Raw genomic sequence first — 22,026 nt, 5'->3', positions numbered from 1 at the left:
TCATGATCATCGCGACGGGTTGAGGTGGCGGCAGGGTTGGTCGTGTCAGGGGGTGGGGTGAGTTTCGGTGGCGGCCAGGGCATCGGCGTCGATCTGCTCGGCGAACTCGGCCGCCTCCGCGCTCTGCGCCGCGAGGGCCTCCTTCACCGCCCGGATGGCCACGCCCGGCGGGTAACCCTTGCGGGCCAGCATGCCGACCAGCCGCCGGAACACCGCGTCCGGCTCGCCTCGGGCGGTACGCAGCTTGCGCTCCACCAGGGCGCGGGCGGTCTCCGCCTCGGTGGTCTCGTCCAGCTCGCCGAGCGCCTCGCTGGCGGTGTCGCCGTCGACCCCGCGCTGGCGCAACTCGTTGGCCAGGGCCCGCCGGGCCAGCCCCCGACCGGCGTGCCGGCTGGTCACCCAGGCCCGGGCGAACGCAGCGTCGTCGATGATGCCGACCTCGTCGTACCGGTCGAGGACCTCGGTCGCGGTCTCCTCGGAGATGCCCCGTCGGGCCAGCGCCCCGGCCAGCTCCGCGCGGGTACGCGGACGGACGGCGAGCTGCCGCAGGCAGATCTCCCGGGCCACCTCCGCCTCATCCCGAGGCGTCGCCGTCTCCCGGCCCGATCCCGCCTCGCCGCGAGGCGCGGCGGTGCCGCCCGCCGGCACCGAGCGGGGCCACCCACCGGCGGCCCGCCCGGGCCCGACCTCGTCCCAGGGGGCGTCCGGTGCCGGGGCGGCCGGGTCGGCCTCGCTCCCGGCGGTGGGGCGACCCCGGCGGGGACGCGGCGTGGTGTCACCCGCGCGGGGCGGGCTGGCATCCCAGCCCCGCCCCGCGCGGGCGCGTCGTCCGGCCACTAGTCAGGATCAGAAGTCGACCGGCGGCAGCTCCGGCCCACCGGTGGCATCGCCCGCGCCGACCCCGACGCCGAGCTTCTCCAGGATCTTCTTCTCGATCTCCGCGGCCACGTCCGGGTTCTCGCGGAGGAACTCGCGGGCCTTCTCCTTGCCCTGGCCGAGCTGGTCACCGTCGTAGGTGTACCAGGCGCCGGACTTGCGGATGATCGCCTGCTCCACGCCGACGTCGATCAGCGAGCCCTCGCGGGAGATGCCCTTGCCGTACATGATGTCGAACTCGGCCTGCTTGAACGGCGCGGCGACCTTGTTCTTCACGACCTTGACCCGGGTGCGGTTACCGACCACGTCGGTGCCGTCCTTGAGGCTCTCGATGCGCCGCACGTCGAGTCGGACCGAGGCGTAGAACTTCAGCGCCCGACCACCCGTCGTCGTCTCGGGGCTGTTGTGCACCATGACACCGTCGACGAAGTAGTTGTGGTTGCCCTCCACCTCGATGTCGAACCGGTTCATGGAGCGGGTCTTCGGCTTGACCCGCACATCGATGATCCGTGCGGGCACCGGCGTGAGCTCCTCCGGAACGAACCGCGGCTCGACGGCGCACTGGCCGCGGAAGCGCGGCAGCAGCTTGGACTCCATCGCCACCGGCACGTACGGCGCAACCAGCTCGTGGAATCTCGCCGACGACTCCGTGGTGAAGATGATCGACGCCGTCTGCCGGGCGCCCCGGGAGACCAGCTTCACGTCCATGCCGTACGCGTCACGCAGGTGCTCCACCAGACGGTCGCGGCTGCCTTCGGCCATCGCCTCGACGCAGATCTCGATCCGGCCGGAGCCACCCGCGGTGCGCTCCTGCACGCCCTTGGAGCGCACCGTGAAGCAGCCGTCGTCCATGTACCAGACGGCGAGGGCGAGGGGGGTCAACGCCTTGAGGTAATCCCAGCTGAGATGCTTCTTGCCGTCGCCCAGGTAGACCGCGCGGCGCAGCTCGCCCAGCTCAGGCAGCGGCGTGAAGTCGACGAACCCCGCACCCCGAGCGTCGGTACGCCGAGAGTGGCTGATGTTGCCGAGCAGCGAAACTTTCCAGTCGAGGTAGTCGATCTGCTGCGCGCCATGTCCGAGACGGAAGCGGACACCCTCGCGGTCCTGGCTGTTCGGCGACAAGGTGCCATCGCCCATCAGCGAGCCGAGCACGACCTGCCACTGCTGCTCGCTGAGGCGCCGAGCCTCGGCGAGCATCACCCGATCGCCGGCGATCAACTCGCCCGCCTCCCGCCATCCGCCGGGAGTACGCACCAGGTGGTTGGCGGTGGCGGCGAACTGCGCCCGTCCGTTGCCGCCCGACTTGGCGACCGTGAACTGGAGGAACTGCTCGGCAGGCCCGTTGTTGAACCAGTTGGTGATCCGCTTCGGCTCCACCCGGTCGGTCTCCGGGTTGTAGGAGAGGACCTCGACGTCCATCCGCTGGTTGACGATCTTGCCGATCTTCTCCTGCGTGCCGTCGGCCAGGGTGACCCGGGTCGAGTACGACATGCAGCCGAACATGACGCCGATCTTCTCGCGGAGCTGGTTGATGAAGATCGCGGTGGTGCCGGTGTTGTTGAGCACACCGGTGATCTTCCGCAGCGCCTGGCTCATCAGCCGGGCCTGGAGACCCACGTGGCTGTCGCCCATCTCGCCCTCGATCTCGGCGCGCGGCACCAGCGCGGCGACCGAGTCGATCACGATGATGTCGATCGCACCGGAGCGGACCAGCATGTCGGCGATCTCCAGCGCCTGCTCGCCGGTGTCCGGCTGGGAGACCAGCAGGGCGTCGGTGTCGACGCCGAGCGCCTTGGCGTACTCCGGGTCGAGCGCGTGCTCGGCGTCGATGAAGGCGGCGATGCCGCCGGCCCGCTGGGCGTTGGCCACCGCGTGCAGGGCGACCGTGGTCTTGCCGCTGCTCTCCGGGCCGTAGATCTCGACGACCCGGCCGCGGGGCAGGCCGCCCACCCCGAGCGCGACGTCGAGCGCGATGGAGCCGGTGGGCACGACCGCGGTCTGCACGACCGGCCGCTCCCCCAGCCGCATCACCGATCCCTTGCCGAACTGCTTGTCGATCTGAGCGAGAGCAAGGTCGAGCGCCTTCTCCCGGTCAGGCCCTGCCGCCATGGTTGCCACCCCTGCCTTCGCCGGCGTCTTTCCTGAGCTTCGCGTCACGCGGGACACGCTAGGCGCTAGGTCCGACAGAAAACCAGCCGACGGGCCGTGGCCTGTGGACGAGCACCCCGCTGTGGACAATAGCCGAACAGGTGTACGAGTCGGCAAGCGACACGCGGAAGTAGCGAATCGGGTGCTCAGCGTAGCCGGGCGGGCACCCGGTCGGGGTAGGCCGCGACCACCGCACGCCATACCACGTGCGTCTCCTCACCGGCGGCGAGCGCCTGTTCGATGGTCCGCCCGCCGAGCTGCGTCAGCACCTGGTCGCTGGCAATGCTGGCCGCGTACCCGGGCCCGAACGCCTCCTCCAGCCGCGTCCAGAAGTCGGTCAGCCGCACGGTGATCAATCCTCCTCGTCCGGTGCGCCCACCGGCACCGGCCGCAACGCTAGCGCCAGCAGGGGGGCCACCGCGACCGCGGCGAGCAGGGTCAGCACGGGATAACCCCACACCTGTACGACAAACCCGCTGACCGCGCCGGCCAGCGCTCCGGCCAGCCCCATGACCAGGTCGGACAGGCCCTGCGCACTGGGGCGTACCGGGTCCGGCACCGACTCGGACAGCAGGGTGGAGCCGGCCACCATGGTCGCCGACCAGCCGAGCCCGAGCAGCACCAGCCCGGCGGTGAGCCGAGGCGTGTGGTGCCCGGCGGTGCCGGCGACCGCGCAGGCGGCCAGCAGCATGCCGATCCCGCCGAGGATGACCGGGCGCCGGCCGAGCCGGTCGGTGAGCCAGCCGACCACGGGCGCCAGCGCGTACATGCCGGCGATGTGCAGGCTCAGCACGAGCCCGACCACCGGCAGCACCTCCTCGACGGGGTAGAACTCCCGCAGGTGCACCGGGGTCATCGCCATCACCGCCACCATCACCAGGTGGCCCATGGCCACGGCGGCGATGCCGAGCCGGGCCGCCGGCCGGGCGCGTACCACCGACCAGGCGGCGCGCAGGCCCGCGCCGCGCCGGGCGGGCGGTGCCGGCGTCGCGACCGGCTCGGCCGCCACCGACCCACTCGACACCGCCGGGCCGCCGTTGGGCGCGGCCTCGCCGGAGCGGGCCGCCGCGAGCCGGCGCGCGGTGAGCAGCGGGTCGGGCCGCAACCACACCAGCAGTACGCCGGCGGCGAGCACGAACGCGGCGGCGCTGAATGCGAACGGGCCGGACAACGCCGGCAGCCCCCAGCCGCGGGTGGTGCGATCGGCGAGCGCGGCGAAGTTCGGGGCGGCCACCGCGCCGATGGTGGTGGCCCAGACGACCAGCGACAGCTGCCGGGCCCGACGGGCCGGGTCGGCGAGGTCGACCGCGGCGTATCGGGCCTGGAGGTTGGCCGCGGACCCACCGCCGAAGAGCAGCATGCCGAGGAAGAGCAACGGCACCCACCGGGTCACCACGGCCAGCACGACCAGCACCCCGCCCACGGCACCGATGGCGTACGCGAAGGCCAGGCCCGGGCGGCGGCCGTGCCCGGTGATGATCCGGGTGACCGGGATGGCGAGCAGCGCGGCACCGACCACGGCGGCGCTCTGCGCCAGACCGGCCACCGCGGTGCCGGCGATCTCGGCGGCGAGCAGCGCCCCGACGGCGAAGCCGATGGTCACCCCGATCCCGCCCACGACCTGGGTGGCGCAGAGCAGGCGCAGGGTACGCCGCTGGATCGACGCGGCGTCGGGCAGCGCCGGTGCCGGTGTCGTCAGGTCAGTGGTCAACAGAATCTGCTCCCTGCTCTCGTCACAGTCCCAGACCGCGCCCGATGATCTCCTTCATGATCTCGGTGGTGCCGCCGTAGATGGTCTGCACCCGGCCGTCCAGCCAGGCCCTCGCCACCGGGTACTCCAGCATGAAGCCGTAGCCGCCGTGCAGCTGCACGCAGCGGTCGGCGACCCGGTTCTGCAGCTCGGTGGTCCACCACTTGGCCTTGGCCGCGTCGGTCACCGACAGCCGGCCGGCGTTGAACTCGGCGATGCAGTGGTTGAGGAAGGTCCGCGCGATGGTGACCTCGGTGTCCAGCTCGGCCAGGAGGAACCGGTTGTGCTGGAACTTTCCGATCGGCCGGCCGAACGCCTCCCGGGTACGGGCGTAGTCGAGGGTGAGCGCGAGCAGCTTCTCCGCGGCGGCGACCGCGGCGACCGCGATGCTCAGCCGTTCCCGGGGCAGGTTGGCCATCAGGTGGTAGAAGCCGTGGTTCTCGGTGCCGATGAGGTTCTCCGCCGGCACCCGGCAGTCGTCGAAGAACAGCTCGGCGGTGTCGTTGGCCTTCAGCCCGACCTTGGCCAGCCGCCGGCCCCGGGTGAAGCCGGGGGTGCCGGTCTCCACCGCGATCAGGCTCACCCCGTGCGCGCCCTCGTCTGCGGTGCGGGCCACCACGACCACCAGGTCGGCCAGCTCGCCGTTGGTGATGAACGTCTTCTGCCCGTTGAGCACCAGGTCGTCGCCGTCGCGGACCGCGCTGGTGCGTACGCCGGCCAGGTCGGAGCCGGCTCCCGGCTCGCTCATCGCGATCGCGGTGACCAGGTCGCCGGAACAGAACCTGGGCAGCCAGCGCTCGCGCTGCTCGTCGGTGGTCAGCTCGGTGAGGTACGGCGCCACCACGTCGTTGTGCAGGCCGAACCCGAGCCCGGAGCAGCCGGCGGCGATGATCTCCTCGACCAGGACCGCGTTGTACCGGAAGTCCCGTTGCCCGCCACCGCCGTACCCCTCGTCGACGTCCAGCCCGAGCAGCCCGGCCGCGCCGGCCTTGCGCCACACCTCCCGGTCGACGATCCCGTCGGCCTCCCAGCGTTCGTGGTGCGGCACCGCCTCCCGGGCCAGGAACGTGCGGCACAGCTCGCGGAACTCGTCGTGGTCACGGTCGTAGAGATGCTGCTGCATGGCGGCAAGTGTGGCACCGCCACCGCCGCGCCACGGTCCCGCCGACAGCTCCGGAGGTCAGCCGGCGAGGGCGCGGGCGGCGACGGTCAGGTCGGTGACCAGCCCGTCGTAGGCCACCTCCTGGTTGTCGGCGCGCAGTACGGCGGACGGGTGGATGGTGGCCAGCAGCCGGGCCGGCGGCACGTCGGCGGTCTTGCCGGCGCTGTCCACCGGGACCTGCTGGAAGTCCTCGGGGTGCTGGGCCGACGCCGGCCAGGGCAGCAGCTCGCCGCGTTGGCGGGTGACCCGGAACGTCGGGCCGAGCAGCGCCTTCGCGGCGGTCGCCCCGAGCACGACCACGACCTCCGGGTTCAGCTGGGCGAACTCGGCGACCAGCCAGGGCCGGCAGGCGGTGATGTGCACCCGGTCCGGAGTCTGGTGGATGCGCCGCTTGCCGCGCAGCTCGAAGCGGAAGTGCTTCACCGCGTTGGTGAGATAGATGTGCCCCGGGTCCAGTCCCGCGTCGTCGACGGCCCGGCGCAGCAGCCGGCCGGCCGGCCCGACGAAGGGCAGCCCCTTCTGGTCCTCCATGTCGCCGGGCTGCTCGCCGACGAAGACGACCCGGGCGCTGGCGTCGCCCCGGCCGAAGACGGTCTGCGACGCGGCCCGGTACAGCTCGCAGCCGCGGCATCCGGTGGCGGCGGCCCGCAGGTCGTCAAGCGTGTCGGCCTGTGGCGGGATGAACTGCTGGGCACCCGGTGCGGTCTCGGTCTCGGCCATGGCGACTGTTATATACCCGTTGCGGGCACGATGCCCGGGTAGTGCCTGGGTCCGGCTCACACCGGGTCAGTATTCGCCGCCTCCACCACCAGCGCGGACCAACACCGCGATCACCACGATCACGAGCACGATCGCCGCCACGATGATGGCGATCCAGACGCCCTTCCTCGACCCCGCGCCAGCCATGCGACCACCTCCGGCGCCCCGCTTACCCACCCGGGGACCGGCCACGCCCGCACCGGCGGGACCGGCCCGCGCGGAAGACTCAGCCAGCCGGCCGGCGGGACCGGTGCCGGTCAGACGGTGAAGCCCGGTGCCGCGGCGGGCCGGACCGCCCGGGCCACCGCCTCGGCGAGCGCCGGGATCTCCGCCTCGTCCAGTTCGCTGACGGTGATCCGCAGCCCCGGCGAGCCGGCGATCCGGTAGAGCGCGCCCGGTGCGACCGCCCAGCCGGCGTCACGCAGGGCGGTCAGCGCGCTGGTCTCGTCGTCCACCGGTACCCAGGCGTTGATGCCGCTGCGTCCGTGGGCCGGAAGGCCGAGGTCGGCCAGCGCGGCGACCAGGGCCGCGCGTCGCCGTTCGTAGCTCTCCGCCGCCCGGTCGACCAGCGCGGTCACCGCCGGGTCGCGCCAGAGCGACAGCACCAGCCGCTGAAGCACGGTGGAGACCCAGCCGGCACCGACCCGGGCCCGGCCGGCCACCCGGGCCACCGTCGTCTCGTCCCCCATCAGCACGGCGAGCCGCAGGTCAGGGCCGAAGGGCTTGCTCACCGACCGGAGGAAGGCCCAGCTGCGGGTCGCGCCCGCGAGCGAATGCAGGGGTACCCGGGCCAGCTCGGCGGCGTGGTCGTCCTCGATCAGCAGCAGGTCGGGCCGGTCGGCGAGCAGACCACGCAGCTGAACGGCCCGATCGGCGGAGACCGCGGCACCGGTGGGGTTCTGCGCCCGGCTGGTCACGATCAGCGCCCGGGCGCCGGCGTCGAGCGCGGCCTCGACCCCGGCGGCCAGCGGGCCGTCGTCGTCGACCGGTACGCCGATGGCGCGCAGCCCGAGCGCGGCGACCAGGTCGAGCAGGTTGGCCCAGCCCGGGTCCTCCACCGCCACCGGGTCGCCGGGTCGCAGGTGGGCGCCGAGCAGCCGCTCGATGCCGTCCAGCGCGCCGCCGGTGAGGGTGAGTTCCCCGGCCGGTACCCCGTCGGCGGTGAGCCGCACCCGGGCCGCCTCGGCCAGGTCGGGCAGCACTCCGGCGTCGGAGTAGCTGACCGGGCGGTCGACGGAGCCGGCGAGTGCGCCCAGGTGCGGGCCGAGCGGTGGTAGCAGGCGCGCGTCGGGTTCACCCCGGGACAGGTCGCGCAGCCCGGGGGCGGGCGGGCGCAGCACGGCACGGTGGGTGGCCACCGGCGGGCGGGGCCGGACGCGGGTGCCGTTGCGGCCGGCGGTGACGATCAGCCCTCGCTGGCGTAGCTCGGCGTAGGCGCGGGAGACGGTGGCCGGGCTGACCGCCAGCTCGGCGGCGAGCGCCCGGACCGGCGGGAGAAGTGCGCCCGGGGCGAGAGCGGTGACGCGGATGGCCGACTCGATGCTGGCCGAAATCTCGACGGCCGTCGCACCGGTCACCTGATAGCGTGCTGACACAAATTCAGCATTGTACTAGAACAAAGGTGGACGCATGTACCCGCCGACCGCCCGCACCACCGCCAGCCGCTCCCGGGACCGGATGAGCTACGACCGGGCCGCCGCGCACGCCGTGCTCGACGAGGCGTACCACTGCGCGCTCGGGTTCACCGTGGACGGTGAACCACGCGTGCTGCCCACCCTGCACGTACGCGTCGGCGACACGCTCTACCTGCACGGCTCCACCGGCAGCCGGCCGCTGCTCGCCGCCCGGGGTGACGGGTTGCCGGTCTGTGTGGCGGTCACCCTGCTCGACGGGCTGGTCTACGCCCGCTCGCAGTTCAACCACAGCGCCAACTACCGGTCCGTGGTCGCGCACGGCACCGCTCACCTGGTCACCGACCCGGCCGAGAAGGCTGTCGTGCTGACCGCGCTGGTGGAGAAGGTCGGTGCCGGCCGCGCGGCGGACAGCCGACCGCCGAACCGCCGTGAGCTGGCCGAGACCGCCGTGCTGGCGCTGCCGCTCCGCGAGGTGTCGATACGCACCCGCACCGGCGGCGTGCAGGACGACCCGGCCGACCTCGCGCTGGCGCACTGGGCCGGGGTGGTGCCGCTGCGGCTGACCGCCGACCGGCCCGAGCCCGACGCCGGGGTGACCGCCCCGGTGCCGACGTACCTGCGACCGGCCCGGACGCCGTGGCACGCGCCGGCCGCGCTGGGCGGCACACACGTACGACTCGAACCGCTGGACCTGTCCCACGCCGGCGAGCTGTACGCGGCGACCGCCGACCCGGAGGTCTGGCGGCACCTGAGCCGGCCGCTGCCGACCGGCCCGACGGAGCTGCGCGAGGTGATCGCCGACGCCCTGGCCGAGCAGCACCGGGGCGAGCGGGTCGCCTGGGTGCAGCGGTGCGCGGTCACCGGAGCGGTGGTCGGCAGCACCTCGTACTACGAGATCGACCCCGAGCGGCGGTCGGTGGCGATCGGGCACACCTTCCTCGGCCGACCCTGGTGGCGTACCGGGATCAACACCGAGGCGAAGCTGCTGCTGCTCACCCGCGCCTTCGAAGAGTTGGGCGCGGTGCGGGTGGTCTGGCACACCGACATCCGCAACGAGCGCTCGCAGCGGGCCATCGAGCGGCTCGGCGCGACCCGGGAGGGGGTGCTGCGCCGGCACCGGCTGCGCCCGGACGGCTCGTGGCGGGACACCGTGCAGTATTCGATGACTGTCGACGAGTGGCCGAACGCACAGGCCAGCCTGCGGGAAAGTCTTCTCTCCCAGGCCCCGGCGGCCGGATGATGTCCGGCGTGCTGGGGATCACCGACATCTGGACGTACGTGCTGGGCACCGTGGCCATCGTGCTGCTGCCCGGGCCCAACTCGCTCTTCGTACTCTCCACCGCCGCCCGTCGGGGCGTGGGCACCGGTTACCGGGCCGCGGCTGGGGTCTTCGTCGGCGACGGGGTGCTCATGTTCCTCTCCGCCGCCGGGGTGGCGTCGCTGCTCAAGGCGTACCCGCCGGTCTTCCTAGTGATCAAGTACGCGGGCGCCGCGTACCTGGGTTACGTGGGGTTGACCATGCTGCGCGCGGCCTGGCGGCGCTGGCGGGACCGCAACGACCCGGCCACGCCGCGGCTGATCGACGCCGCGGAGCCGGCGGCGATGCGCAGCCCGTTCCGCAAGGCCCTCGTGATCAGCCTGCTCAACCCGAAGGCGATCCTGTTCTTCATCTCGTTCTTCATCCAGTTCGTCGACCCGACCTACGCCTGGCCGGCGCTGTCCTTCCTGCTGCTCGGCCTGATCGCCCAGGTCACCAGCGCGCTCTACCTGACCGCGCTGATCTTCGCGGGCACGTTCCTGGCCGCCCAGTTCCGGCAGCGCCGCCGGCTGTCCGCCGGCGCGACCACCGCCGTCGGCGCGCTCTTCCTCGGCTTCGGCCTCAAGCTCGCCCAGGGATGAAAGGAAGGGCCCCTTATTAACGCCTGGGGTAGTAAAGGGGCCCCCTTTTAACACCGACCACGGCGCGCGGCACACGCCAACCACGGCGTGCGGCGGGACTTCAGGTGCCGTCGCCGCCGCCACCGACGCCCGGGCTGCCCGCCGTGCCGCCCAGGCCGAAGCCGGGCTGGATCGGCTCGTCGGGTGGGCGGCTGACGTGGGCCGACTCGGTGATGTTGGCCGACCAGTCGGCGTGCGCCGCTGCGGCGGCGTGCCGGTTGATCGCCACACGCAACCAGCCGTCCACGGTCGACACCCAGTCCCGCTGGTCTGCACCGGCGTGCCAGATCCGGAACCGGCTGATGCTGGTGTGGGTGATCCCGGCCAGCGCCAGCCGGCGGTCGCACCAGAAGATCACTTCCAGGCCCGCGGAGTTGGCCACGAAGATCACCTCCAGTTCGGTGATCGGGCCGGCGTAGAGCGGGCCCACCCAGAAACCCCACCGCTGGTGCAGGGGCAGGGTCTGCTCCACCCCGGGCAGCACGCCGTCGACCAGCCCAGCCTGGCGCACGCTGAAGCCGAGCGTGTCCAGGGCGGCGAGGATGTGCTGCTGGGTGGGCAGCGGATGGACGAAGAGCGGCACCATCGCGCCCTGGTCCAGCGCCGGCTCGATCGCCACCTCGGTACGCAGCCCCATCCGCAGACTGAGCAGCGGCACCCCGCCGAACGTGGTCACCGGCGTCTCCCAGGGCAACGGGAACTCGAAGGGGATCGACCGACCCCGCCCCGCCCGCAGCACCAGGGCGCCGGCCACCTGCGCCTGGTGGAACTGCACCAGCCGGCGGGGCTCCTCCGGATCGTCCGGCTCGACCGTGCTGACCAGGCCGAGCCGGACGTGGTAGACCGGCACGTCGACGGAACCGGCGAGGAGCGTCACCCGCCCCGGCAACCGAAGGCCGGGGCGGGTGCTCGGGTTGGCCAGGGCGGTGCGCACCGTCAGGCCCGTACCGCCCGACTCCGGTGACACCCCCGTCAGCCGCACCCGCGTCGCTCCTACCTCAGCCGGCGCACCGCGCGCGGGATCGGATCGGTCTCGTCGTCGAACTCACCGATGACCTCCTCCAGCAGGTCCTCCAGCGCGACGAAACCGATCGGCCGGGTCGGACCGCCACCGTTGCGAACCAGCGCAAGCTGGGACTGGCGGGCCCGCATCGCAGCCACCGCCTCGGTCACGGTGGCCGTGGCGGGCAGGCTGATCGCGTCGTTCATCAGGTCGCCCGCGACCGCCTCGGGACGGGTGGCGGTGGCCCGCACCGCCTCCCGTACGTGCACCAGGCCGCAGACGTCACCGCCGGCGTCCAGTACCGCCAGCCGCGACCGGCCGCTGTCCCGGCTGACCTGCTCGACCCGGTCCACCGAGTCGTCCCGGCGCACCGTCACCATCCGCTCGACCGGCTCCATCACCTGGGCGACGGTGGTCCCCTGCAACTCCAGCATGCTGGTCAGCAGCTCGTGCTGCGCGGCACCCAGCAGCCCGTGCTCGCGGGACTGCTCCAGCAGCATCCGCAGCTCGTCGGGGCCATGCACCTGGGCCAACTGGTCCTGCGGGTTGACCTTGACCAGTCGCAGCATCGCGTTGGCCACCGCGTTGAGGACCGACAGCACCGGCCGGGCCACCCGGGCGAACGCCCGGAACGGCAGGGCCAGCAGCAACGCGGAACGCTCCGGGTCGGTGATCGCCCAGGACTTCGGCGCCATCTCGCCGACCACCAGGTGCAGGAAGGTGACCAGGCTCAGCGCGAAGATCAGCGCGATCACGTGGCTCGCACCGTACGGCAGGCCCACGGTGTGCAGCAGCGGGCTGAGCAGGCGCTCGATCGCCGGCTCGGCCAACGCACCGAGACCCAGCGTGCACAGCGTGATACCGAGCTGCGCGCCGGCCAGCATCAGTGACAGTTCGCGTACCCCGTCGAGCGCGGCCCGGGCCGTCCGGCCGCCGCCGGCCGCCGCCTGCTCCAGGCGGTACCGCTTGCTCGCCACCAGGGCGAACTCGGCGGCGACGAAGAACCCGTTGAGCGCCAGTAGGACCACGGAGGTGACCAGCGCAAATCCGGTGCTCATGCCTTCACCTCCTCACGCCCGCCGGTCACCTGAAGGCGGACCGAGTCGGCCACGTGCCGGTCGACCGCGAGCACCTCGACGAGGGCGCGCGGGAGGACCTCGTTGTGGTCGCCGTCGGCCGGCAGGGTGATCTCCAGCCGGTCACCGACCTCGGGCACCCGGCCCAGCTCCCGCATGACCAACCCGGAGAGGGTGTCGTACTCGGGGTGCTCGGGCAGGGCGATGCCGGTGCTGTCGGCGACCTCGTCGATGCGCCAGCGCGCCGGCACCACCCACGAGCCGTCGTCCTGCCGGGCCGGTGCCCGCTCCGGCGGGTCGTCCTCGTCGCGGATCGGCCCGACCAGCTCCTCGGCGATGTCCTCCAGGGTGATCACGCCGGCGAAGCCGCCGTACTCGTCGACCACGCAGGCGAGCTGACGGTGCCCGGAGCGGAGCCGGTCCAGCACCGTGGGCAACGGCAGCGTCTCGGGCACCAGCAGCGGCGGTACGGCCACCGTGCTGACCGGGGTGCTGGCGCGCTCGGCCGGCGGGACCCGGAGCACGTCGGCGATGCCGATCACGCCCACCAGGTCGTCGACGCCCTCGGCACCGCGTACCGGGAAACGGGAGCGACCGGTGTCGAGCAGCTCGACCACCCGGCTGATCGGCTCGTCGGCCCGGACGGTGTGCACGTCGACCCGGGGCACCATGGCCTCCCCGGCGGTCAGCTCCCGGAAGTCGAGCCCCCGGTCGAGCAGCGTCGACATCTCGGCGTCGAGGTGCCCCTCCAGGCGGGACTCGGCGATGATCTGCTCCAGGTCCTCCGGGGTGGCTCCGCTGGGCAGTTCCTCGATCGGCTCGATGCCGATCCGCCGCAGCAGCCGCACCGCGGCCCGGTCGAACAGCTTGATCACCGGACCGGCGATCGCCAGGTAGATGAGGGTGGAGCGGGACAGCGCCCGGGCGACCGCCTCCGGGCGCGCGATGGCCAGGTTCTTCGGCGCCAGCTCGCCCAGCACCATCTGCACGACGGTGGCGATGACCAGGGCCAGGGCGACCGACAGCGGCAGGCTGACCCCGGTGGAGACGCCGGCGACGCCGAACAGCTCGGCCAGGCCGGCACCGAGGTAGGGCTCGGCCGCGTAGCCGACCAGCAGGGCGGTGACGGTGATGCCGAGCTGCGCGCCGGAGAGCATGAACGACAGCCGTCCGGTGACCTCCAGGGCCCGGGCGGACGCCTGGTCGCCTTCGGCGGCGCGTTGCTTGAGCTTGCCCCGGTCGACGGCGACGTAGCCGAACTCCTGCGCGACGAAGTACCCCGTCAACACGGTCAGAACGATGATCAGAAGAAGACCGACGAGGATCAACACGGGATGCTCAGGGCTCCCGGTGCCGTCGGGTCATGTGGATGCCGGGGCTTTCCCGGCTGGCTACTGCTGCCCTCCTGGGCAGAGGAGTCGATCATGCCGTCATTCTACCGGCGCTGAGGGTGAGATCGTGGGGTGTGCGGCGAGCGGCCCCGGCGGCGCCGAGGCACCGCCGGGGCCGAGCCGGCCAACCGGCCGAATGAACCGGTCAGCTCTGCACGATCCGGACGTCGTCGACGGCGGCCTCGACCAGGCTGGCCGTGCTCGCGTCGGCGGCGTCGATCACGATCCGCACGGTCTGCCCGCCCAGGCTCGAGATGTTGACGCTGGCGCTCTGCCAGGAGGCCGCCCGGTTGGTGGCCGCGCCGGCCACGTTCAGCGCGGTCACCGTGCCGGTGCCCACCACCCGCACCCGGAGATAGTCGGCGCTGCTGGAGTTGTTCAGGTGGGCCAGGTACCAGGAGAACGACAGGGTCAACGTGCCGGTCGACGGCAGGGTGATCGCCGGCGACTGGATGGTGCTCACCCCGCCGTCGAGGTCGTGGTCGCCGGCGCTGGCTCCGGCGAGCGGTCCGGTGACCAGGTCGTAGCTTCCGCTGACCGTGGTGCCGAGTTGGGTGGCGATGCCGGAGCTGCTGGTGGCGGCGGGGTCTCCGCGCTCCCACCGGCCGGCGGTGGCGGTGTCCGTGCCGGCCGGGTTGGTGGTCCAGCCGGTGGCGGTCTCGAAGGTGTCGCTGTACACGGTCGTGCCGGGCGGCGGGGTCGCCACCTGGGCCAGCGTCCAGACCGTGTACGCGATCGCGTCGGCGTTGCGGTCCAGCGCGGTGTCGTTGATGTTGGTGGTGGTGTCGCAGGAACGGTGGTAACAGGGGTCGAACGCCTGCCCGGCGGTACCGCCCCACAGCGACGCCTGGGCGCTGCTCTTGATCCCCTCGGCGCCGGTGAAGGTGCCGCCGGCCGGGATGCCCACACTGATGAACGGGCCATAGTCGCTGCGCCCGTCGAAGTCGGTGCCCCGGGTCGGCACACCGATCGAGGTGAAGTACGCCTGGATGGTCTGTTCGATCTGCGCCGAGCCGGCCGGTCCGGGACCGGCGCCCACGCCGTCGGAATTGTCCCCGTCGTAGACGAAGTAGCCGGCATTGGGCGAGCCGACCATGTCGAAGTTGAGGTACTGCTTGATCCGGGTCCGCTCGGCGGCGGGCAGGTTGTTGACGTAGTACTGCGAGCCGCGCAGCCCCAGCTCCTCCGCGCCCCACCAGCCGAACCGCAGGTGCCGGTCGGGGGCGAAGCCGGTACGGGCGACGGCGAGCGCCACCTCCAGGATCGCCGCCGAACCCGAGCCGTTGTCGTTGATCCCGGGCCCGGCGGTGACGCTGTCCAGGTGGGCCCCGGTCATCACGACCGCGTTGGGATCACCGCCCGGCCAGTCGGCGATCAGGTTGTACCCGGTCGCGCCGTTGTAGGTGAACGACTGCACCGTCGTGATGTAGCCGACCGCGTCGAGTTGCGCCTTGACGTAGTTGACCGAGGCGAGATAGCCGGGTCGGCCGTGGGCCCGGTTACCGCCGTTGGCGGTCGCGATCGACTGGAACTGGCTCAGGTGCGCCTTCACGTTCGCCAGGGCGATGTTGGGCGCGGCGACGGCGGCGGCGACCGGCGCGGCCGCCACGGGTCGGGCGGCGACCGGCGCGCCGGCCAGGGCGGTCGCCGCCGCGGCGGTCGCGACGGCGACGGCCGCGGCAAGCCAGGTGGTACGAGGGGTACGGGGTCTCATCGGTCCTCCCGGTTCGGGGGCGAGCACCGGCCACGCGGGGGTGCGCGGGGCGCCGGAGGACAGCCGTTTGATCGACAGCTGTCACTGCGAGAGGGTCCAGCCGTCCGTCCCGGGGAGCAAGACGCAAGGTGCCGGAATAGTCGGCCTTCCCGAAATCCGACGCCTCACCGCTCAGCCAGTTCGTCGGCCTCGAGCAACTCCCGGTCCAGCCGCCCGCTGCGGTACACGGCCCGACCGATCATCTGCACGGCGACCGGGGCGGTGGCCAACTGGAAGACGCCGACCAGGAGGATCATTCCGAGGTCGGCGGGGCTGCGCAGCCGCAGGGCCACCCCCAGCAGCAGGAGCAGCACGCCGAGCACCTGCGGCTTGGTGGCCGCGTGCATCCGGCTCAGCGCGTCCGGGAACCGCAGCACCCCGATCGCGGCGGCCAGGTTCAGCAACGCGCCGGCGACCAGGCTGACCGCGCCCAGCCAGTCGGCGACGGCGCCCGGTGTCACGGCTGCTGCCGGACGGCGAAGCGGACCAGGGACACCGAGCCGACGAAGCCGAGCAGGGCGAGCACCACCAGCACCGGCAGCGTGGTGGCGTGCCGGGTGATGGCCGCCTCGGCGCCGATGGCACCGACCATGGTGGCGAGCAGCATGTCGGCGGCGATCACCCGGTCCAGCAACGACGGCCCCCGGTAGAGCCGAACCACGGCGAGCAGGGCGGCCACCGACAGCACGCTGGCCAGGATGACGACGAGGACGGTTTTCACGAGGACTCCTTCTCGGCAGGTGCGGAGCGCATCCGGCGCATCTCGGCCGTCGAGCCGACCGCCGCGATGATTCGCCGTTCCACGGCGCGGACCTGCTCCCGGGCGGCGGTGAGGTCGGCCGGTTTGCGTACGTCGAGCACGTGCACGTACAGCCGCCCACCGGCCCGGTCCACCTCGACGATCAAGGTGCCCGGCACCAGCGACACCGCTTCGGCGGTGAGCGCCAGGTTGAGGTCGGTGGGAATCCGCAGCCGGACCGCGACGATGGCCGAGCGCGGGACGTAGCCGGGCTGCACCGCGATCCGGGCCACGTGCAGGCTGGCCTGGACCAGTTCCACCACGAACCGCACCCCGAACGCCAGCAGGCCGCGCAACCGCAGCCGGCCGCCGAAGGTCACCGGCGGCAGCGGGAAGAACACCAGCACCGCCCCGGCCACGAGCAGCCCGCCCAGCAGGTTGCCCCAGCTGAACTCGCCCCAGAGCAGGTTCCAGACCAGCACCAGCCAGCCGTACGCGATCAACCGGTCGCGCCACCGGCCCAGCCGGGCCTGGACGGCCCGGTCCGGCGTCGCGGGTGGTGCCGCGCCCGGCCCGGTCACGGTGGGCCGCCGGGCAGGACGGCGCGGATGTACGGGGTGCGATCGCGCAGGTCGACCGCCGCGCCCGTGGTCACGTCGAACAGCGGCCCGGCCACGACGGTCAGCCCCACCCCGAGTGCCACCAGGGCCACGGTGGCGCCGACCATCAGCGCGGGCAGCGGGGCGGTCGGCGCGACGGTCTGGCAGGGCGCGCGCCAGAAGGCCAGGTTCCACACCCGGCTGGCGACGTAGAGGGTGAGCAGGCTGGTCAGGGTGCCGGCGGCGACCAGCGCCCAGGGCAGCGGGCCGCCGGCGGCCACACCGGCCTGGAGCAGGCCGAGCTTGCCGAGGAAGCCGGAGAAGGGCGGGATACCGGCGAGGTTCATCGCCGAGACGAAGAAGAGCACGCCGAGCACGGGTGCCATCCGGGCCAGCCCACCGAGCCGGCGCAGGTCGGTACTGCCGGTCCGCTGCTCGACCAGACCGGCGACCAGGAACAGGGCGGTCTGGATGGTGATGTGGTGGACCACGTAGAAGATGGCCCCGACCAGCCCGGCGACCGTGCTGAGCCCGACTCCGAAGATCATGAAGCCGATGTGGCTGACCAGGGTGAACGACAGCAGTCGCTTCATGTCCGACTGGGCCACCGCGCCGAGGATGCCGACCAGCATGGTCAGCCCGGCCACCACCATCAGCAGTTTGCCGGCCTGGTGACCGGGGAAGAGCAGGGTCTGGGTCCGGATGATGGCGTACACGCCGACCTTGGTGAGCAAGCCGGCGAAGACGGCGGTGACCGGGGCCGGGGCGGTCGGATAGCTGTCCGGCAGCCAGGCCGACAGCGGGAAGGCCGCCGCCTTGATGCCGAAGGCCAGCAACAGCATCAGCTGCAGGCTCAGCCGTACGCCCTCGGGCAGCGCGTCCAGCCGCGCGGCGAGGTGAGCCAGGTTGAGCGTGCCGGTGGCCGCGTAGACCAGGCCGACCGAGATCAGGAAGATCATCGAGGCCAGCACGTTGACCACCACGTACGTCGAGCCGGTGCGGATGCGCAGCCGGGTGCCGTTCAGCGTGATCAGGACGAAGCTCGCGGCGAGCAGCATCTCGAAGCCGACGAAGAGGTTGAACAGGTCGCCGGCGAGGAACGCGTTGGTCACGCCGGCGGTCAGCACCAGGTAGGTCGGGTGGAAGATGGCCAGCGGAGCGGTCTCGCCGGTCTCCGCCTGCCCCTGACCGATCGAGTAGAGCAACACGCACAGGGTCACCGCCGAGGAGACCACCAGCATCAGCGCGGCCAGTTGGTCGGCGACCAGCACGATGCCCACCGGCGCCCGCCAATCGCCGATCTCGACCACCAGCGGCCCCTGCCGGTACGCCTGGACCAGCAGCACCACCGCCACCACCAGGGTGCCGCCCAGGCAGCTCACACTGACCACCCGCTGGGGCACCGGCCGGTTCGCCAGCAACAGGGTCAGCGCGGCGCCCAGCAGCGGCAACATCACCGGCAGCGGCACGAGTGCACTCATCCCGGCCCCTCGTCCGGAAAGGACCCACGCTGCACCGGCGGATCGACCTGCTCCTCGTCCGAGCCCGCTCCCTCGCCGCCGAGGTCCGCGGTGGAGACCTCCTTGCGCGCGGCACGGCGCACGATCTGCTGATCCTCGATGTCGTCCGGCACCTCGTCGTCGCCGGTCAGGTACCAGCTGCGATAGCTGATCGCCAGCAGGAAGGCGGTGATCCCGAAGGTGATCACGATGGCGGTGAGCACCATGGCCTGGGGCAACGCGTCGCTCATCGACGGCGGCTCGGTGACCCCGACGATCGGCGCCCGGCCGGGCCGGCCGCCGAAGATGATCAGCAGGTTGATCCCGTTTCCGACCAGGATGATGCCGAGCAGGACCCGGGTGAGGCTGCGCTCCAACAGCAGCGACACGCCGCAAGCGACGAGCACCCCGATCGCGACGAAGGACACCAGGTTGGCTCCGGCGCTCACCTGGCCTCCCCCGGGTGGTCGACGGCCAACCCGCCGTCCGCGCGGCCGGCCGCCTCGATGTGCCGGTCCACCTCGGCGCCGAGGCTGCGCAGCACGTCGAGCGCCAACCCGATCACCACGAGGTAGACGCCGACGTCGAAGAACAGCGAGGTGACCAGGTAGAACTCCCCGACCAACGGCGCCCAGAGGTTGACCTTCGCGCTGCTCAACGCGCCCTCGCCGGCCAGCAGGGAGAGCACTCCGCCGCCTACCGTGCAGGCCAGTCCGGCGCCGAGCACCGTGCCGGCACCGACCGGTGCGGCCTCGGCCAACTCGTTGCGGCCACCGGCGAGGTAGCGCACGGTCAGGGCCAGGCTGGCCACCAGCCCGCCGGAGAACCCGCCACCGGGCGCGTTGTGCCCGGAGAACAGCAGGTACAGGGAGAAGAGCACCACGGTGTGGAAGACCAGCCGGGTGACCACCTCCAGCACGATCGAGCGGTTGCGCTCGTGCAGGGTCGGCCCGCCGCGCAGCCACAGCGCCCGGCCGGCGGGGGCCTCACGACGGTCGGCGTCCAGCCGGCGGGGGCGGGGCCCGGTGCGGGACTGTTGGAAGACCAGGCTCGCCACCCCGGTGGCCGCGGCCACCAGCACTGACAGTTCCCCCAGCGTGTCCCAGGCCCGGATGTCGACCAGTGTCACGTTGACCACGTTGCGGCCGTGCCCCTGGGTGACGGCCAGGTGCGGAAGCTCCTCGGAGATGCTGCGCACCTGCCGGGCGGCCGTGGCGGTCACCGCGAGTCCGGCGACGGTCACGCCGACCGTCACGCCGATCGCCCGCCGGATCCAGCGGCTGCGCCGCAGCGGTCGCGCCGAGAACCGCTCCGGCAACTGGCGCAGCACCAGCGCGAAGACCGCGATGGTCACCGTCTCCACGAGCAACTGGGTCAGCGCCAGGTCGGGCGCGCCGTGCAGCACGAAGAGCATCGCGGTGCCGTAGCCGGTCACCCCGACCAGCAGCATCGCCGTCAACCGCCGGCGGGCGCTGACGGCGAGCACGGCCGCGGCGCTGATCACCAGCAGCACCACCGGTTGTGCGGAGGTTTCCCAGAGGGCGAGCCGCTTCTCCCACGGCCGGGTCAACAGCAACGCACCGCCGGGCACGGCGGCCAGCACGATCAGGATGAGACCGAGATACTGCGGCAGCGAACCTCGCTGGGTGACGCTGGTGACGTCCACGGCGGCCCGGTCGAAGCGATGGGTGATCCACTCGTAGCCCTGCAGGCCACCGACCGGCGAACGTAGCCGGGCCAGCACCGGGGCCAGCGGGCCGCGCAGCGCGAACAGCGCCGCGCCGCCGGCCACCGCCAGCGCGGACAGGCCGACCGCCGGGGTGAGGCCGGACCAGAGCGCCAGGTGCCCGTGGACGCTGCCGAAGAGTTCCGGGTACGGGCGAAGCAGGTCGTCCAGCCCGCCCGCCGCCGGGCCGGCGACCAGCCCGGCCCCGGCCAGCAGGGCGGCCGGCGCCAGCATCGGCACTGCGATCCGCCCCAGTTCGGTCGGCGCCGCACCCGGCCGGGTGCCGAACGCGCCCCAGATGAAACGGATGCTGTACGCGACCGTGAGCGCGGTGCCGGCGACCAGCACCGCCAGGAGCAGCGGCTGGTCGGTGAAGGCGGTGAACACGGCCTCCTTGGCGACGAAGCCGATCAGGGGCGGCAGGCCGGCCATCGACGCCGCGGCGAGCAGCGCCACCCCGGCCAGTACCGGAGCGGTGCGCCACAGCCCGGACAGGTCGCGCAGGTCGCGGGTGCCGGCGCCGTGGTCGATCACGCCGACGACGAGGAACAGCGCCGCCTTGAACAGGGCGTGGGCGAGCAGCATTGCGACCCCGGCCAACGCGGCGTCCGCGGTGCCCACCCCGATGACCACCGCCAGCAGGCCGAGCTGACTCACCGTGCCGTACGCCAGCAGCAGCTTCAGGTCGGTCTGCCGCAGCGCCGCCCAGCCGCCCATCACCATGGTGGCCAGCCCGGCGACCAGCACCACCGGACGCCACGGGCCGACCACGGCGAGCACCGGGGCGAGCAGGCCGAGCAGGTAGACGCCGGCCTTCACCATCGCCGCCGCGTGCAGGTACGCGCTCACCGGCGTCGGTGCCGCCATCGCCACCGGCAGCCACGAGGTGAACGGCAGCACCGCCGACTTGGACAGTGCCCCGAGCAGGATCAGCAGCACGGCGCTGACCAGGTAGGCCCCGCCGGGCAGCGGACGTTCGACCAGTTCCGACCAGCGGTAGGTGCCCGCGTGGTGGCCGAGCATGATGAACCCGATCAGCATGGCCAGGCCGCCGACCGTGGTCACCATCAACGCCTGGGTAGCCGCCCAGCGGCTGGATCGCCGCTCGGTGCTGTGCCCGATCAGCAGGTACGAGAAGACCGTGGTGAGTTCCCAGCAGACGTAGAGCAGCAGCAGGTCGTCGGAGAGGACGAGGCCGAGCATCGCCCCGGCGAAGGCGACCATCACCCCGGCGAACCGGGCCGTCCCCCCCGCGCCGGGCGGGAAGTACCGCGCGCTGTAGACCAGCACCAGCGCGCCGACGCCGCCGACCAGCAGCGTCATCAGCCAGGACAGGGTGGTCATCCGCAGCGCCAGGTCCAGCCCCAGCCGGGGGATCCACGGGTACGTCTCGACCACCGCGCCGCCGTCGGCGACAGCGGGTGTGCGCACCGCCGCCCAGCCGAACGCGGCGGCGGGCGCGAGTGCCAGCGGGTAGCAGGCGCGGGGACCCCACCAGCGGACCAGCAGCGGTGCCGCGACGGCCGCCACGAGGTGCAGGATCAGCAGTACGAGCACGGCGCTCCCGGTCGAATGGCAGCGGCGCCCCTCCCCGTGTGCACGGCGCCTACGAGCGATCAGACGACAGTTCGCTGCGCTATGGGCTGTTTTCCCGAAATGAACCCACTTTGCCCACGATCACGGATTCGGGTCACCCCTGGCCGGACCGGGCCGCAGGAAGCCCTCGATCGTCACGGCTGGTATTCGCCTGCCCGTCCATGGCCTCCACCCCACTCACCCTTTGCTCTGCCTCAACCGACGCAACGGTCACCGCCTGTGCCGGCCGGTGCCGTGTGGCGCGGCCACGGTCCGGCGCGTTGGTGCCGGTCAGGTTGCTGTTGCGTGGGTTGAAGCAGAGCAAAGACATCCCAGGTGCTTGGATGTCAAGCGGTGGCGTGGTTGGGGTGGTGTGACCAGGCGGTCGTCTCGTCGTA

General features: G+C 72.5%; 19 protein-coding genes and 2 pseudogenes. 2 read left to right on the top strand and 19 right to left on the bottom strand.

Annotated elements, in window-relative coordinates; translation table 11 throughout:
• Window positions 1-45: 45 nt before the first annotated feature.
• The 9 genes and pseudogenes from AB0M52_RS07005 to AB0M52_RS06965 all read right to left on the bottom strand — a co-directional run bounded on the left by AB0M52_RS07005 (window position 46) and on the right by AB0M52_RS06965 (window position 8,290).
• Window positions 46-837, bottom strand: a complete 792-nt coding sequence (locus tag AB0M52_RS07005) for a regulatory protein RecX (RefSeq protein WP_363949984.1) — start codon at window positions 835-837, stop codon at window positions 46-48.
• Between the two features lie 9 nt (window positions 838-846).
• Window positions 847-1,347 carry a hypothetical protein gene (locus AB0M52_RS07000; protein ID WP_363950007.1) on the bottom strand — a complete coding sequence of 167 codons (501 nt, stop codon included), beginning with the start codon at window positions 1,345-1,347 and terminating at the stop codon, window positions 847-849.
• 171 nt (window positions 1,348-1,518) lie between these two features.
• Window positions 1,519-2,367, bottom strand: a pseudogene (locus AB0M52_RS06995) (recombinase RecA); the annotation flags it as partial.
• A 3-nt stretch (window positions 2,368-2,370) separates the two neighbouring features.
• Window positions 2,371-2,985 (bottom strand): annotated as a pseudogene (recA, locus tag AB0M52_RS06990) (recombinase RecA); the annotation flags it as partial.
• A gap of 185 nt (window positions 2,986-3,170) precedes the next feature.
• Window positions 3,171-3,371, bottom strand: coding sequence for a DUF3046 domain-containing protein (locus tag AB0M52_RS06985; RefSeq protein WP_363949981.1), 201 nt, complete (start codon window positions 3,369-3,371; stop codon window positions 3,171-3,173).
• Window positions 3,372-3,376: 5 nt separating this feature from the next.
• The gene (locus AB0M52_RS06980) at window positions 3,377-4,735 is read right to left on the bottom strand and encodes an MFS transporter (RefSeq protein ID WP_363949978.1); all 1,359 of its coding nucleotides are present in this window, start codon (window positions 4,733-4,735) and stop codon (window positions 3,377-3,379) included.
• 22 nt (window positions 4,736-4,757) lie between these two features.
• Window positions 4,758-5,897 (bottom strand): acyl-CoA dehydrogenase family protein, encoded by a 1,140-nt coding sequence (locus AB0M52_RS06975; protein ID WP_363949976.1) that lies wholly within the window; start codon window positions 5,895-5,897, stop codon window positions 4,758-4,760.
• A gap of 57 nt (window positions 5,898-5,954) precedes the next feature.
• The gene (locus AB0M52_RS06970; RefSeq protein WP_363949973.1) at window positions 5,955-6,656 is read right to left on the bottom strand and encodes a UdgX family uracil-DNA binding protein; all 702 of its coding nucleotides are present in this window, start codon (window positions 6,654-6,656) and stop codon (window positions 5,955-5,957) included.
• A 296-nt stretch (window positions 6,657-6,952) separates the two neighbouring features.
• The gene (locus AB0M52_RS06965; protein ID WP_363949970.1) at window positions 6,953-8,290 is read right to left on the bottom strand and encodes an aminotransferase class I/II-fold pyridoxal phosphate-dependent enzyme; all 1,338 of its coding nucleotides are present in this window, start codon (window positions 8,288-8,290) and stop codon (window positions 6,953-6,955) included.
• 34 nt (window positions 8,291-8,324) lie between these two features.
• Between AB0M52_RS06965 and AB0M52_RS06960 the strand changes: the two genes are divergently transcribed.
• The gene (locus AB0M52_RS06960) at window positions 8,325-9,569 is read left to right on the top strand and encodes a bifunctional pyridoxamine 5'-phosphate oxidase family protein/GNAT family N-acetyltransferase (protein ID WP_363949967.1); all 1,245 of its coding nucleotides are present in this window, start codon (window positions 8,325-8,327) and stop codon (window positions 9,567-9,569) included.
• Entirely contained in the window at window positions 9,566-10,228 is a 663-nt protein-coding gene (gene leuE, locus AB0M52_RS06955; protein ID WP_363949964.1) for a leucine efflux protein LeuE, read from the top strand. The genes AB0M52_RS06960 and leuE overlap by 4 nt, the downstream gene beginning before the upstream one ends.
• 100 nt (window positions 10,229-10,328) lie before the next feature.
• Here leuE and AB0M52_RS06950 read toward each other — a convergent pair whose 3' ends face one another.
• The 10 genes from AB0M52_RS06950 to AB0M52_RS06905 all read right to left on the bottom strand — a co-directional run bounded on the left by AB0M52_RS06950 (window position 10,329) and on the right by AB0M52_RS06905 (window position 21,610).
• A complete protein-coding gene (locus tag AB0M52_RS06950) occupies window positions 10,329-11,249 on the bottom strand; it encodes a sporulation protein (RefSeq protein WP_363949961.1) in 921 nt (306 codons plus the stop codon).
• An 11-nt stretch (window positions 11,250-11,260) separates the two neighbouring features.
• Window positions 11,261-12,328 carry a hemolysin family protein gene (locus AB0M52_RS06945; protein ID WP_363949958.1) on the bottom strand — a complete coding sequence of 356 codons (1,068 nt, stop codon included), beginning with the start codon at window positions 12,326-12,328 and terminating at the stop codon, window positions 11,261-11,263.
• On the bottom strand, window positions 12,325-13,677 hold the full coding sequence (locus AB0M52_RS06940; protein WP_363949955.1) for a hemolysin family protein: 1,353 nt from the start codon (window positions 13,675-13,677) through the stop codon (window positions 12,325-12,327). Before AB0M52_RS06940 ends, AB0M52_RS06945 begins: the two co-directional genes overlap by 4 nt.
• 205 nt (window positions 13,678-13,882) lie before the next feature.
• Window positions 13,883-15,451 (bottom strand): M20/M25/M40 family metallo-hydrolase, encoded by a 1,569-nt coding sequence (locus AB0M52_RS06935; RefSeq protein ID WP_363949952.1) that lies wholly within the window; start codon window positions 15,449-15,451, stop codon window positions 13,883-13,885.
• A 164-nt stretch (window positions 15,452-15,615) separates the two neighbouring features.
• Window positions 15,616-15,951, bottom strand: coding sequence for a monovalent cation/H(+) antiporter subunit G (gene mnhG, locus AB0M52_RS06930; RefSeq protein WP_363949949.1), 336 nt, complete (start codon window positions 15,949-15,951; stop codon window positions 15,616-15,618).
• Window positions 15,948-16,211 (bottom strand): monovalent cation/H+ antiporter complex subunit F, encoded by a 264-nt coding sequence (locus AB0M52_RS06925; protein ID WP_363949946.1) that lies wholly within the window; start codon window positions 16,209-16,211, stop codon window positions 15,948-15,950. The genes mnhG and AB0M52_RS06925 overlap by 4 nt, the downstream gene beginning before the upstream one ends.
• Window positions 16,208-16,810 carry a Na+/H+ antiporter subunit E gene (locus tag AB0M52_RS06920; protein ID WP_363949943.1) on the bottom strand — a complete coding sequence of 201 codons (603 nt, stop codon included), beginning with the start codon at window positions 16,808-16,810 and terminating at the stop codon, window positions 16,208-16,210. Before AB0M52_RS06920 ends, AB0M52_RS06925 begins: the two co-directional genes overlap by 4 nt.
• Window positions 16,807-18,309, bottom strand: a complete 1,503-nt coding sequence (locus AB0M52_RS06915; protein ID WP_363949940.1) for a Na+/H+ antiporter subunit D — start codon at window positions 18,307-18,309, stop codon at window positions 16,807-16,809. Before AB0M52_RS06915 ends, AB0M52_RS06920 begins: the two co-directional genes overlap by 4 nt.
• A complete protein-coding gene (locus AB0M52_RS06910; protein ID WP_363949937.1) occupies window positions 18,306-18,776 on the bottom strand; it encodes a Na(+)/H(+) antiporter subunit C in 471 nt (156 codons plus the stop codon). Before AB0M52_RS06910 ends, AB0M52_RS06915 begins: the two co-directional genes overlap by 4 nt.
• Window positions 18,773-21,610 (bottom strand): Na+/H+ antiporter subunit A, encoded by a 2,838-nt coding sequence (locus AB0M52_RS06905; RefSeq protein ID WP_363949934.1) that lies wholly within the window; start codon window positions 21,608-21,610, stop codon window positions 18,773-18,775. The genes AB0M52_RS06910 and AB0M52_RS06905 overlap by 4 nt, the downstream gene beginning before the upstream one ends.
• Between the last annotated feature and the right edge of the window lie 416 nt (window positions 21,611-22,026).

It is taken from the genome of Micromonospora sp. NPDC051296 (assembly GCF_040682255.1).
Classification (GTDB): domain Bacteria; phylum Actinomycetota; class Actinomycetes; order Mycobacteriales; family Micromonosporaceae; genus Micromonospora; species Micromonospora craterilacus.
Note: the sequence above shows the minus strand (reverse complement) of the source record. Positions and strands in the feature narration are given on the sequence as shown.

Excerpts from the sequence above, each read along its gene's own strand:
- AB0M52_RS07000 (WP_363950007.1), bottom strand. The coding sequence starts at position 1,347 with ATGAACCGGTTCGACATCGAGGTGGAGGGCAACCACAACTACTTCGTC.
- AB0M52_RS06975 (WP_363949976.1), bottom strand. The coding sequence starts at position 5,897 with ATGCAGCAGCATCTCTACGACCGTGACCACGACGAGTTCCGCGAGCTG.
- AB0M52_RS06970 (WP_363949973.1), bottom strand. The coding sequence starts at position 6,656 with ATGGCCGAGACCGAGACCGCACCGGGTGCCCAGCAGTTCATCCCGCCA.
- AB0M52_RS06960 (WP_363949967.1), top strand. The coding sequence starts at position 8,325 with ATGTACCCGCCGACCGCCCGCACCACCGCCAGCCGCTCCCGGGACCGG.
- leuE (WP_363949964.1), top strand. The coding sequence starts at position 9,566 with ATGATGTCCGGCGTGCTGGGGATCACCGACATCTGGACGTACGTGCTG.
- AB0M52_RS06945 (WP_363949958.1), bottom strand. The coding sequence starts at position 12,328 with ATGAGCACCGGATTTGCGCTGGTCACCTCCGTGGTCCTACTGGCGCTC.
- AB0M52_RS06935 (WP_363949952.1), bottom strand. The coding sequence starts at position 15,451 with ATGAGACCCCGTACCCCTCGTACCACCTGGCTTGCCGCGGCCGTCGCC.
- AB0M52_RS06915 (WP_363949940.1), bottom strand. The coding sequence starts at position 18,309 with ATGAGTGCACTCGTGCCGCTGCCGGTGATGTTGCCGCTGCTGGGCGCC.